General features: G+C 48.2%; 11 protein-coding genes. 6 read left to right on the forward strand and 5 right to left on the reverse strand.

Annotation, left to right across the window (positions count from 1 at the left end; genetic code table 11):
- Positions 1-2: 2 nt before the first annotated feature.
- Positions 3-2,465, reverse strand: coding sequence for an ABC transporter permease (locus tag Q4488_RS16705; protein ID WP_303581625.1), 2,463 nt, complete (start codon positions 2,463-2,465; stop codon positions 3-5).
- 1 nt (position 2,466) lies between these two features.
- Positions 2,467-3,153 carry an ABC transporter ATP-binding protein gene (locus tag Q4488_RS16710; protein WP_303581626.1) on the reverse strand — a complete coding sequence of 229 codons (687 nt, stop codon included), beginning with the start codon at positions 3,151-3,153 and terminating at the stop codon, positions 2,467-2,469.
- Here Q4488_RS16710 and Q4488_RS16715 point away from each other — a divergent pair.
- Positions 3,152-3,760 (forward strand): arylesterase, encoded by a 609-nt coding sequence (locus Q4488_RS16715; protein WP_303581627.1) that lies wholly within the window; start codon positions 3,152-3,154, stop codon positions 3,758-3,760. The two genes, Q4488_RS16710 and Q4488_RS16715, sit on opposite strands and share 2 nt — an antisense overlap.
- On the opposite strand, the gene Q4488_RS16720 is transcribed toward Q4488_RS16715, so the two are convergent.
- Positions 3,684-5,459 (reverse strand): ATP-binding protein, encoded by a 1,776-nt coding sequence (locus Q4488_RS16720; RefSeq protein WP_303581628.1) that lies wholly within the window; start codon positions 5,457-5,459, stop codon positions 3,684-3,686. The genes Q4488_RS16715 and Q4488_RS16720 overlap by 77 nt on opposite strands.
- Positions 5,460-5,563: 104 nt before the next feature.
- Entirely contained in the window at positions 5,564-6,148 is a 585-nt protein-coding gene (locus Q4488_RS16725) for a superoxide dismutase (RefSeq protein ID WP_303581629.1), read from the reverse strand.
- A 566-nt stretch (positions 6,149-6,714) separates the two neighbouring features.
- Here Q4488_RS16725 and Q4488_RS16730 point away from each other — a divergent pair.
- Complete coding sequence (locus Q4488_RS16730) at positions 6,715-6,996, forward strand: hypothetical protein (protein WP_303581630.1); 282 nt, start codon at positions 6,715-6,717, stop codon at positions 6,994-6,996.
- Between the two features lie 103 nt (positions 6,997-7,099).
- Here the strand turns inward: Q4488_RS16730 and nudE are convergent, their stop codons facing one another.
- Positions 7,100-7,648, reverse strand: a complete 549-nt coding sequence (gene nudE, locus Q4488_RS16735) for an ADP compounds hydrolase NudE (RefSeq protein ID WP_303581631.1) — start codon at positions 7,646-7,648, stop codon at positions 7,100-7,102.
- Positions 7,649-7,716: 68 nt separating this feature from the next.
- On the opposite strand from nudE, the gene yrfG reads away from it, so the two are divergent.
- From yrfG to Q4488_RS16755, 4 genes are all read left to right on the forward strand, one after another.
- On the forward strand, positions 7,717-8,370 hold the full coding sequence (yrfG, locus tag Q4488_RS16740; RefSeq protein WP_303581632.1) for a GMP/IMP nucleotidase: 654 nt from the start codon (positions 7,717-7,719) through the stop codon (positions 8,368-8,370).
- Positions 8,367-8,789: a ribosome-associated heat shock protein Hsp15 gene (hslR, locus tag Q4488_RS16745; RefSeq protein ID WP_303581633.1), complete on the forward strand. Its 423-nt coding sequence runs from the start codon at positions 8,367-8,369 to the stop codon at positions 8,787-8,789. Before yrfG ends, hslR begins: the two co-directional genes overlap by 4 nt.
- A 101-nt stretch (positions 8,790-8,890) precedes the next feature.
- On the forward strand, positions 8,891-9,763 hold the full coding sequence (gene hslO, locus Q4488_RS16750; protein ID WP_303581634.1) for an Hsp33 family molecular chaperone HslO: 873 nt from the start codon (positions 8,891-8,893) through the stop codon (positions 9,761-9,763).
- 241 nt (positions 9,764-10,004) lie between these two features.
- The gene (locus Q4488_RS16755; protein WP_303581635.1) at positions 10,005-11,552 is read left to right on the forward strand and encodes a phosphoenolpyruvate carboxykinase; all 1,548 of its coding nucleotides are present in this window, start codon (positions 10,005-10,007) and stop codon (positions 11,550-11,552) included.
- Positions 11,553-11,895 lie beyond the last annotated feature (343 nt).

Consider the following 11,895-nt stretch of genomic DNA (forward strand, 5'->3'; position numbering starts at 1 on the left):
GATTAGAGCCGTTGGAGTTGATGGAAACCACTCTGACGGTGACTGATGAAGGTGCTAAGCGTAAATAACGCTGCGCCGGCAAGAGGCAATAGCAGCCAAAGACTCGGATGCAGGATGGCGGGTAATTCGAGCAAGCGATAGCTGATCAGGCCGGTGATGATTTCTGTCAACAGGGCGGCCATCATGCCACTGGCAAGCCCCAGCAGAGCGAATTCCAAGATATCCAATTGACGCGTCTGTCTGGGGGTGCTGCCCAGTACCTGAAGTAGGGCATTTTCGTGACGTCGTTGTTCCAGTTCTTGATAAACTAATAATTGCAGCAGGACTAAACCGGCAGCGATGGTGAGTCCGAGAATCAGGGTCGAGGCTTGAATTAAACGATCGATCAAGGTGCTGGCTTGATCAATCCACTGGCTGACATCGATAAGTGTTAGCGCTGGGAATTGTTGTAACAGTTCGCGGCTAAGTCCCGCCTGTTGTTGCTCGAGACGAAAGCTAGTGATGTAAGTTTGTGGATAATTTTGTAACACCCCAGGGCTGAAAATGATGTAAAAATTGGGCCTGAACGAGCGCCACTCAACCTGACGGATATTACTAATCGTGGCACTAAACGGTTGCCCTGCGACCTCAAAGCCAACTTTATCGCCTAAGGTTAAACCTAAACTGCTGGCCAATTGTTGTTCGATGGAGATTAAATTCTCTTGCGTTTCTGCAGGCCACCACTCTCCTGCCAGCAGTTTATTATGTGCTGGCGCAAAGGCCGACCAGCTTAAATTTAGCTCTCTTTTTAAAGCATTATGTTGCCTCTGCTCGGGGCTGAGTACCGCTTCGGGGGGCTGATCATTGATCCGCATCACGCGCCCTCGAATCATGGGGTAAAGGGTGGTATCGATACCGGATTCGGTGAGAAATTGACTCAGCGGTTGCAGCTCCCATGGTTGAATATTTATCACAAACTGGTTTGGCGTGTTAACTGGTAGTTGTTGCTGCCAACGGTTAACCAGCTCTGTTTGAGTGAGTAGTAGGCTGCTGAGCAGGGTTAGCAATAGACACATAATCCCCAGTTGAATGCGATGCCATTGGCGTTGTTGACGTAAACGATAACGTAGTAAGCGCCCGAGGCGGAAGCGGCGAGCCAAGAGGTGACCAAGCGGTGGAAGTATGAAACTGGCGCAGAGGCCGGCGATCAGAATCGTTGCCACGGTGAGTGTGATGGCTGCCAACGCATTGATGACTGAACCTAGATATAAGCTGATGACGATCGCTGCAAGCGTCAGGATGATCAGTCGGATAGGCCAACTCAGTCCTTGATGGCTGAGTTGATCGCGGCGTAACAGGCCCATCACGGGAATACGACTGATGCGCAGTAGCGGTGCAAAGCCAAGCAGTATGAGTAACGTTAAACTTAACAATGGCCCTGTCGCGAATAGGCGGTAATCTGGCGCCGGCAAACCGGATGGCACTAGCGTTTGTAATAACGAGGCGGTGAGTTGCAAGACGATACCACTGGCCAGTAAACCCGCTAAGGCGGCCAGTCCCCAACCCAGTAGTAACTTCAATAGATATAATCGCAGGATCTGTTGCGGTCTCAGCCCCAAGCATTGAAGTAGCGCGCTACGACGATATTGTGCACTGCTGTAACGGCGCAGGCTTAAGGTGATTAGCAAGCCACAAAGCAATAAACCGAATAGCGATGTCATGCGTAAGAAATGGGAAGCGTTTTGCAATGCCCCTGTGGCGAGAGGTTGATCTGCATAGACCGACCAGAGTCGCTGTTGCGGAGTGAGTTGATTGTTTAAATGGTTATAAAAATCACGGATCGGGGCTTCTGCACCGCTGAAGAGTGTGCGATAGCCGATGCGACTACCTGGCTGTATGACTCGCGTAGCTGCTAGGTCTTGATCGTTAATCAGGAGTTGTGGGCTGAAGCTGCGAAAGCCGGTGCCGCGATCGGGGGAACTGAGCACCGCCGCGGTGATTTTAAAATCTGCGTAGCCGAGGCTAATCGTGGCCCCCACTTTCAGGCCCATCCGCTCTAGTAGTTGTTGCTCGGCCCATGCGGTGCCGGGCGTGGGTATCGGTGTTGATTGCTCGGGTGAGGTGATGATCTCTCCGCGCAAAGGATAAGGTTCGCTAACCGCCCTGACAGAGCTCAGGAGCATCTGTTCGCTGGTGCTCACCATCGAAGAAAACTGTACGACATCGGTGTAGCGCAGACCCCGTTGTTGGGCAACTTGATGCAGCGCTTCGTTAATGGGTTGACTATCACTCAGGCTTAAATCGGCCCCCAACATGGTCGCACTTTGTCGATTAAGCCCCTTTTCTAATTGATTACCTAACAGTGCGAGGAAGCCGGATAGCGCCGTGGCGAGGAAGAGTGCCAGTAGTAGCGCTCGCCACTCAAAGGTGAGTAGGTCTGAGCGGGACTGCTTTAAGGCGAGACGAATAAGCTGTTTTGTTCTCATATTATTGCTCCTGCAGCGTTCCATTATGCAGGTAAAGGCGTCGCTGACAGCGCTGCGCCAGAGAGGCATCGTGAGTGATTAGAATCAGCGTGGTATTTAACTGACGGTTGAGATCAAACAGTTGTTCAATGATCTCTTGTCCGGTCTTTTCATCGAGATTGCCGGTGGGTTCATCCGCGAATAGCAGACTGGGTTCGGTGGCAAAGGCTCGCGCAATCGCGACGCGTTGCTGTTCACCGCCGGATAACCGAGAAGGAGTGTGTTGATGACGGTGACTCAAACCGACTCGGTCAAGCCAGTAACCCGCCTGTTCTGCTGGATGTGGATGGCCCTGAATCTCTAGAGCTAACTGCACATTATCGAGGGCACTAAGTTCGGGTAACAGCTGAAACGACTGAAACACAAAGCTGATATGATTGGCGCGTAATTCAGCACGGGAGGCCTCATCAAGTCCTGCTAGGGGTTGGCCGAGTAACGCTATACTGCCTTCGCTAGGCTCATCAAGCCCCGCCAGAATGCTCAGCAGCGTCGACTTTCCTGCCCCAGATGGGCCAATAATGGCAACACTTTCGCCCGCTTCGGCGCGGATGTTGATATGATTGAATATATTCAGTCCACCGCGCTCATCGGCAAATGTTTTAGCCAGTGCGGTGGCAATCAAAACAGAACAGGGTTCAGGAGTCGTCATGGCATCTCTATTTGGAATCGGCTTATTATTGCTGTCTAGCTTAGCATGGAGTGGTTCAGTTTTAATCATGGGTGATAGCCTTTCAGCAGCCTATGGTATCCCAGCGAATAAAGGTTGGGTGACGTTGCTGGAACAACGCTTGGCGCAAAGTCATCCTGACTATGACGTGATCAATGTCAGCATCAGTGGCGAAACGACTCACGGAGGTATTACGCGCTTGCCTGCCGCATTGGATCAATATCAGCCCGAACTGGTGGTGCTGGAACTAGGGGCGAATGATGGTTTACGGGGAGCCCCCCTTCAATTGATCGAAAATAACCTGAATCTACTGGTGAACCAAGCGCGAGCCGCAGGGGCCGCGGTATTATTGTTGGAGATGCAAATTCCACCGAACTATGGTCCCCGTTATAGCGAGGGATTTACGGCGTTATTTAGTCGGGTCGCTGAACAGCAGCAAGTGCCTTTGGTGCCATTTTTTATGGCCACAGTGGTGTTACAGCCCGAACTCATGCAAGCCGATGGTCTTCACCCTACAGCGAAGGCTCAGCCGGCTCTGCTCGATCAAGTGTGGCCGGCGTTACTTGATCTTCTTCAGCCAGCGGGATAATGGCGATGATACGGGTACCATGGTCATGGTTTTTACGGACCTGAAAGAAGCCTCCAAGCGCCCTAACTCGTTCACGCATACCTATTAGGCCAAAGCCTTTTTTGAAGGCTTCGGCTTCAATATCAAAACCACAACCATCATCGCTGATCATCAACTCGAGACGATCACCGCTGATCTCTTTCCGCTGTCCTTGTGAGGTACGGTGAATATCTAACCAGACATTGCGAGCCTGATGGGCGTATTTAATAATATTGCTAAAGGCTTCCTGAGTTAGCCGAAACAGGGAGATGTTATAAACTTCCGACATCTCGTTGAGGGGACCTTGGAAATCGGTATGTAAGGTGATGCCATGCTCTTTAAAACGATTCGATACGATACACTCCCGAATAGCGTCGACGACTCCTAGATCATCGAGTGCCGAAGGCCTCAGACTACGCATCATGCCGTAGGTGACATCATAGATATTCTGAGCAATCGCATCAATCGACTCGGCAGTTTGATTAACGAGACTGCTTTCTTCTGGATGAGTACGTTTCAGAATTTTAGCATCAGTACGAATCGCGGTGAGCGACTGACCCAGCTCATCATGCAGTTCTCTGGATAGATTGCGCCGCTCCCGTTCTTGTACGGCGAGTATTTGATGTGTTAATTGACGGTTTTCGAGTAACTGCTCGCGAAGTTCTCGAGTGCGTTTATCAATGCGTATCTCTAGCTGCTGACGTTCGTGGTGTAATGTTTCATAGACGGATGAATGCTCAATGGCCGCTCGCACTTTCTGATTTAAATAAGCGGTGAGCATAAAAAAGAAGGCAATGGATGCCGATATCAGTGTGAGCAGCATCCCTAAGTTAATATCTTTGGCGTTGATTTGATGCACAATATTTAATTGGAAAGACTGTCCGAAGCGATTAATCGTGCGTTGCTCTTCTAGTCTAGGGAGCCAGTCAAAAAAGGATGGCGGCGGGGCTGATTGGTAATGATCGATAATATTTCCCTGCCCATTCAGTAGGCTAATGCTTTCATGCTCGGCGAGGAAGCTGGTCTCTGGAAGCAGACCATCGGTATTGATCACGAGAGAGGCGATATAGAGGTTTTGTGGACTCTGCTCTGTATCGCGGGCGAAAAAGGCGAGAAATAAACCATAGCTGTTTTGCTTTTGCTCTAAAGGAAAAGGGGGGGATGTGATTGGTTGATGATATTGTCGAGCAAAGCGGATAGTTTCGGCAAATAATGGATCGGCCAAGAGGTCTTTGTTGAGCAGATAGCGGGTATCGGATGTTTGTGGCTCAATAAAGGTTATTGGAAAGCGGGCATTGTGATGCGTGCCTTGAGGGTCGATCTGATAATGGCTGGTGGTGCCGTAGCTTTGGCTGAGCGGAGGCCGCTGTTGTTGAATTTGCAGTCGTTCGATATGTGGATATCGTCGGCGAATTTCATGCGCAAAACCTCGAATCGCCTCATCGTCATTGGGAGCTGCGGAAACCAACAGGGTGAAGCTCTGTAATAGGACTTCATTGATGTAGGTTTTTTCATAAATAGATGAGTAGACAAAGTGGGCATCATTACGGAGCGTTTTTTTCAGCCGATCATAATCAGAGAGTAGACTGATGCTCACCATGAGTAGGGTGAGTGATAGCCAGATGGCGGTAGTAAGCGAGAAATAGCTTTTTTGCATGGCGGTGTTTGGTTCCGTGACCATCCGATGAAATCCGTATCATGATCTAAGTGTAATCTATTTCCCTGTAGAGCTAAATCGGAAGTAAAAAAAAGGCATCATAAGATGCCTTTTCAACGTTTGCTCGTTTAGCCAGCCAGGTTCTGGTTAACAAAGTCCCAGTTGACCAGAGCCCAGAAACCTTTCAGGTAGTCAGGGCGTACGTTACGGTAATCGATGTAGTAAGCATGTTCCCATAGATCGACGGTCAGCAGTGCAGTCTGACCATTGGTCATTGGTGTTCCTGCATTGCTGGTGTTGACGATTTCCAGAGAACCGTCAGCGTTTTTCACGAGCCAAGTCCAGCTAGAGCCGAAGTTGTTAACCGCTTTGTCGTTTAGTTCTTCTTGGAATGCAGCAAAAGAACCCCATTTAGCGTTGATCGCATCGGCTACTGCGCCGGTTGGCTCACCGCCACCGTTTGGAGACAGGCAGTTCCAGTAGAACGTGTGGTTCCAGATTTGCGCGGCATTGTTGAATACACCACCGGCAGGCGCAGACATGATGATCTCTTCTAGAGATTTGTTCTCGTATTCGGTACCCGGAATCAGACCGTTCAATTTAACGACGTAAGTGTTGTGGTGTTTACCGTGGTGGAAGTCCAGCGTCTCGGCAGAGATATGGGGTTCCAGTGCATCTTTGGCAAAGGGCAGTGCTGGCAGTTCAAAGCTCATAGTTAATTACCTTTTATAGTGTCTTATTCAGCATAGGTTGTGAAATCTTTATATAAACCTGACGATTTATATAGGGGCTTGTTAGGAATAATTCAAGCATCGCTTATATAGCGTCGCAGAATGATAGCACCCTTGCTGTTGCTTTTCATTGCCTTGTTAATGCCTTAGTAATCAAAGGGAAATTAGGGAAGGTGCGAAAAAGTCAATTGCGTCTCTGGCTGACAGAGAAGCTGGAGATCAAGGCAACCGTTACAGGCATACTGGCTGTATGTCGAAAAATGTTAACGCTGAGATCCTGCTTTTCTGAAAGCTCTGAAGGGCGGATATTAGAATGGTCATCTACTTTGTCAGCCAGCTTGAAAAGGTCCAGACATTGCGCTGCACTGGCTTTCGCGTATCTGGCCATTCTAATGTCCGCAGAGAACATAACAGACTTATTCGCACCTTCCTTAGCCTGCTGAACGATAGCATCAGACTAAAGTTAGCTGACAGATATGATGGAACTGTTAGAATCATGGTTCTTACGGTGATAGTAATCATGATAATAAAACAGGTGATAATCGGTTATGGGTAAAGTGTTTCTCTGGATTGCGGCGGTCTTATTGATCGTTTTTACCGTTAAAACTCAATATCTGACGTCAAAAACCTGGGAGCCATTTAAACAAGGCTGTATGGCGGGTGGTACCGCGACCGAGGAGCAATGTAGCTGCCTATCGGATTATGTCCATAAACAGTTTAGTGATAATGAAGTTGAACGTATTATGCAGGGTGCTATCAGAGATCCGGCCATGCAGAAAAAAGTTGAAAATGTCGTCCGAGTGGGGACGCGGGAATGTAAAGCGCCTTAGCCCAACCTGAGCGCTAACATACTGATGGGGTGAAGCGTTACCTACCCCGTCAGCTGCGCGTTCATTCGAAAATGTAAGGCTGATACAGCCCTAGGTGTATTGCTCATTCAGCCTTAGCGAGTCGATCCCTAATCATGTAGAGTGCGGCAATCGCCCGACCTTCGGAAAAGTCATCTCGTTCAAATAATTGGTTTATTTGGCTCAATGGCCAGTGAGTGACTTCCATCTCTTCGGGTTCATCGCCAGGCAAACGACAGGGGTATAAACCCTGTGCGAGTACCACGGTAATCTTATGGCCCATGTAGTTAGGTGCCGAGGTCATCTCTTTAATGACTTGTAGTTGCTGTGCTCCGAATCCGGCCTCCTCTTTGAGTTCGCGATTGGCGGCCTGTAGTGCATCTTCACCGGGATCGATGAGACCTTTAGGCAGCGTGAGCAGGTAATCTTCGAGACCAACAGCATATTCTTGAATCAGCAAAACGTTTTGTTGATCATCAAGTGCAACAATCATGACTGCGCCTCGGCCACGGTTGGCCAAACGCTCATAGGTTCTTTCAACACCATTAGAAAAGCGTAGTTCAAGTTCTTCTACTTGAAATAGGCGGCTTTTGGCAGTGGCGGTTACCTTCAAAATATCCGGTTTTACAGGCATACTGGATTAATCCTCGTCATTCAGTGACAAACCTAACCTAATACTAACCTGCAGCTTTGACTTTTTATATGGATTGGAAAAATATTGATACGGTGCTTCTGGATATGGATGGCACCTTGTTAGATCTACATTTTGATACCTACTTTTGGTTGGAGCATCTTCCGATCCGCTATGCTGAGCTGCATAAGCTGAAACATTCGGAGGTATCGCAGTGGCTCCATCAAAGAATTATGCAGGAACAAGGTACGTTAAATTGGTACTGTCTTGATTATTGGTCGCAAGCGTTGCAAGTTGATATTAAAGCGTTGAAGCGGGAGATCCGTGACCGTATCGCGTTTAGGCCCCATGTACATGATTTTCTTGCGCATCTTAAGGATGAAAATATACGTCGTGTTATCGTGACCAACGCACATCAGGATAGTTTGTCGCTCAAATTAGAGGAAACTCAGTTAGATCAGTTGGTTGATAATATTGTCTGCTCGCATGATTATCGTGTGCCAAAAGAGCAACAGGCCTTTTGGCAGCAATTACAGCGAGATGAGCCGTTTGATCCGGCGCGGACATTGCTGGTGGATGATAGTTTGGCAGTCTTAGCATCGGCTAAACAGTATGGTATTACTCACTTACTCAGTATTGTTCAACCCGATAGTCAACAACCAAGACGTGACATTTTAGATTTTAATGCGATAGAGCATTTTGATGAGTTGATAAAAAATAGATGAGTAAACGAACGGTTAAGCAGACGGATCATCAAAAGCCTTCTCAGTCAGAGAAAGTTCGCTTGGATAAATGGTTGTGGGCGGCGCGTTTTTTTAAAACTCGAGGCGCATCGAAAGACGCTGTAGAAGGCGGTAAAGTGCATTATCAGGGACAGCGAGCGAAGTGTAGCCGTATCGTTGAATTAGGCGCTAAATTAGTTATTCGTCAAGGCCTAGATGAAAAAACAGTGGTCGTGATGGCGATCTCTGATCAGCGTCGCGGCGCCCCTGAAGCGCAGTTACTGTATCAGGAAACCGAGCAAAGTATAAAGGCGAGAGAAGAGAGGGCCGCATTGCGTAAAGAGATGCGAGGGAATGTTGCTCCTGATCACCGCCCGAATAAAAAAGATCGGCGGAAGATTATACAGTTTAAGGATCGCTAGATTTGCGGCGATTATGATAATATTTAGGGCTGGTCGGGCCAGGTTATTGGTTTAGCGAGTCCCGCTAACCTTCAGTTAAGAGATAGGTTTTAGAGAATATCATGAGTAATTCTGATCAGCTTCAACGGGTCATGTTTGAACATGCGGATATCCGCAGTGTGATGGCCGGTTTAGAGCAGAGTTATCAACAGGCAATAGCAAAGCATCAATACCCTCAGCTAATCAATATATTGCTGGGTGAAATGATGGCTGCCGTGAGTCTGTTAAGCGCTACCCTTAAGTTTGATGGCCGCTTGATGTTGCAGGCTCAGAGCAATAATCAAGTGAAAGTGTTGATGGCTGAGTGCAATCATCAGCGTGATCTGCGTGCGATTGCTCGCTTTGATGGCAAGCTTCCGCAGCAAGCTGAATTCTGTGAGTTGCTTAAAGGTGGTCAATTAGTCATCACGATTGAGCCGGATCAAGGGCAACGTTACCAAGGGGTTGTGCCGCTTGAAGGGAGTCGCTTAAGTGAGTGCTTAGAAGCTTATTTTAGTTTATCTGAGCAGCTACCAACGCAGATCCATTTGGTGGCCGATGAGCAGCGGGCTGCCGGATTCTTACTCCAGGTGATGCCCGCCAGTGGTGATTCGACGGCTGATTGGGAACATTTTAGCAGCTTAGCGGCGACGCTTAGCGATGCAGAGTTACTGTCGCTGGATAATACAACGATCCTGCATCGACTGTTTCATCAAGAAGATTGTCGTCTCTATGAGGCGGATACATTACAGTTTAACTGTGACTGTTCCCGTCAGCGTACTAGTGATGCGCTGCGAGCGATGTCGCGGGAAGAGTTAGAGCAAATTGTGCAGGAAGAGGGTAGTGTTGATGTGAATTGTCAGTTCTGTAATGAACTCTATCAGTTTGATATGGCTGATATCGCGATGCTGTTTGCAGATAGCGCCAATATCAAAGGTTCTGATCAAGTTCACTGATAAGTTTACATGATCGACCGTGTACTTTTGGCCGCTATTTTGTAAAGAGCGGCTAAATACTTTTACATTGCGGTTGAGAAATTGTCTGGTGAATGGTGTTTTCAGCACTTTTTTGACATAATACGCCTCCTTATAATAACGACCCCGTTGGTTTTCCTACTGGAATGCACAAGATGTTGGGGCCAGCCCACTTTATTCAGGTAAATTACTTTTTTTGGCTAGAAGCCAAGGGAATCAAGCAATGAGCAAAGAAACCGTGAACACTGTACACGTCAATTTGAGCCCGGCTCAGCTAGTTGAGAAAGCCATTCAGGGTGGCGAAGGAATACTCGCTGATTCTGGCGCGTTGGTTGTTGAAACAGGCAAGCGTACAGGTCGTTCTCCGATGGATCGTTATATCGTCGATGAAGCCAGTACCTCTGATGCAATCCATTGGGGTCCGATTAACCGTCCATTTGATGCAGATAAATTTGATGCTCTGTGGGTACGTGTTGAAGAATATCTGGCCGCTCGCGAGCATTTCGTTGCTAATGTACACGTTGGTTCTGACACGAATCACTACCTGCCAGTATTAATGACGACTGAAACGGCGTGGCAGAATCTATTTGGTCAAAATCTCTTCATTCGTCCAGAAGAATTCAATCCAAAGGCCAAAGAAGAGTGGCAGATTATTAATGCGGCCAACTTTGAGTGCGATCCTGAACGTGACGGCACCAATAGCGATGGTTGCGTCATCATTAACTTTGCGAAGCGCAAAGTCTTATTGGCGGGTATGCGTTACGCGGGCGAAATGAAGAAAGCGATGTTCTCTGTGCAGAACTTTTTGCTGCCTGAAAAAGATGTATTGCCTATGCATTGTTCCGCTAACGTGGGCGAAGATGGCGATACAACGTTATTCTTTGGACTTTCCGGTACCGGTAAAACAACCTTGTCTGCCGATCCTGAGCGTTTTTTGATCGGTGATGATGAGCATGGCTGGGGTAAAGGTGTTGTCTTCAACTTAGAAGGCGGTTGCTACGCTAAGACAATCGATCTGAGTCAGAAGAACGAACCCATTATCTGGAACGCTATCCGTTTCGGCGCCATTGTTGAAAACGTCACCCTGAATGAAAAGCGTACAGCGGATTACTCCAATACCACACTGACGCAGAATGGCCGTTGCGCTTACCCACTGGAGCACGTTGAAAAGCGTACAGAAGAAAATAAAGGTGGCGAGCCTAAAGCCATCGTCTTCCTTACCTGCGATTTGACCGGTGTGTTGCCTCCTGTTTCTATTTTGTCTAAAGAAGCGGCGGCATATCACTTCTTATCAGGTTATACCGCGTTAGTTGGATCGACTGAAATGGGTTCTGGTGAGGGCGTTAAATCAACCTTCTCCACTTGTTTCGGTGCACCATTCTTCCCGCGTCCCGCTAGCGAGTATGCCGATTTGCTGATTAAGCGAATTGAAGAGTTCGATAGTCAGGTGTATCTGGTCAATACCGGTTGGACAGGCGGTTCATTCGGTACCGGTTCTCGTTTCAATATCCCAACGACGCGCGGTATTATCGCTGCGATTCAAAATGGTGATCTGATTGACGTACCGACAGAATATCTTGAAGGTATTAACTTGACGGTGCCAACCGCAGTGCCAGGTGTTGATGCTGGATTGTTGAATCCTCGTAACACTTGGGCCGATAAAGAGGCATATGATGCCACGGCTAAAGATTTGATTGGTCAGTTTACGCGTAACTTCGGTAAGTTTGAGGGTGTCGCAGAAGCGATTATTGCGGCGGGCCCGCAAGCCTAATCGAATAGCTTGTCAATAAAGGCTCCTCTGGGAGCCTTTTTGCGTTTCTAGGGGGCGGTAAACGGTTTAAACGTCAGCCTGAGGGGCATAAGCGGAGCTGTGTGCTCGAAGGTGTTGCTTGCTGATAGATGAGTAAGTGATAGCATCTCCCCTCAGGCGGGCCGCGTAGCGACTTCTAGCGCCGCGTGGTTAAACAATTCACCGTTTTTCATAAATTATTCACTTTTTTGTGCTGTCCCTGTTGACTCTCTGCCTGTCCGGTGTAGAATGCGCCTCCTCGCTTGAGACAGCCACCGGAAACGGTCGCTGACACAAACCGAGCTGTTTGATTAACCCATTGAAA

It is taken from the genome of Amphritea sp. 1_MG-2023 (assembly GCF_030547545.1).
GTDB lineage: Bacteria > Pseudomonadota > Gammaproteobacteria > Pseudomonadales > Balneatricaceae > Amphritea.

Excerpts from the sequence above, each read along its gene's own strand:
- nudE (WP_303581631.1), bottom strand. The coding sequence starts at position 7,648 with ATGCCTGTAAAACCGGATATTTTGAAGGTAACCGCCACTGCCAAAAGC.
- hslO (WP_303581634.1), top strand. The coding sequence starts at position 8,891 with ATGAGTAATTCTGATCAGCTTCAACGGGTCATGTTTGAACATGCGGAT.
- Q4488_RS16720 (WP_303581628.1), bottom strand. The coding sequence starts at position 5,459 with ATGGTCACGGAACCAAACACCGCCATGCAAAAAAGCTATTTCTCGCTT.
- Q4488_RS16730 (WP_303581630.1), top strand. The coding sequence starts at position 6,715 with ATGGGTAAAGTGTTTCTCTGGATTGCGGCGGTCTTATTGATCGTTTTT.
- Q4488_RS16705 (WP_303581625.1), bottom strand. The coding sequence starts at position 2,465 with ATGAGAACAAAACAGCTTATTCGTCTCGCCTTAAAGCAGTCCCGCTCA.
- Q4488_RS16710 (WP_303581626.1), bottom strand. The coding sequence starts at position 3,153 with ATGACGACTCCTGAACCCTGTTCTGTTTTGATTGCCACCGCACTGGCT.
- hslR (WP_303581633.1), top strand. The coding sequence starts at position 8,367 with ATGAGTAAACGAACGGTTAAGCAGACGGATCATCAAAAGCCTTCTCAG.
- Q4488_RS16715 (WP_303581627.1), top strand. The coding sequence starts at position 3,152 with ATGGCATCTCTATTTGGAATCGGCTTATTATTGCTGTCTAGCTTAGCA.
- Q4488_RS16725 (WP_303581629.1), bottom strand. The coding sequence starts at position 6,148 with ATGAGCTTTGAACTGCCAGCACTGCCCTTTGCCAAAGATGCACTGGAA.
- yrfG (WP_303581632.1), top strand. The coding sequence starts at position 7,717 with ATGGATTGGAAAAATATTGATACGGTGCTTCTGGATATGGATGGCACC.
- Q4488_RS16755 (WP_303581635.1), top strand. The coding sequence starts at position 10,005 with ATGAGCAAAGAAACCGTGAACACTGTACACGTCAATTTGAGCCCGGCT.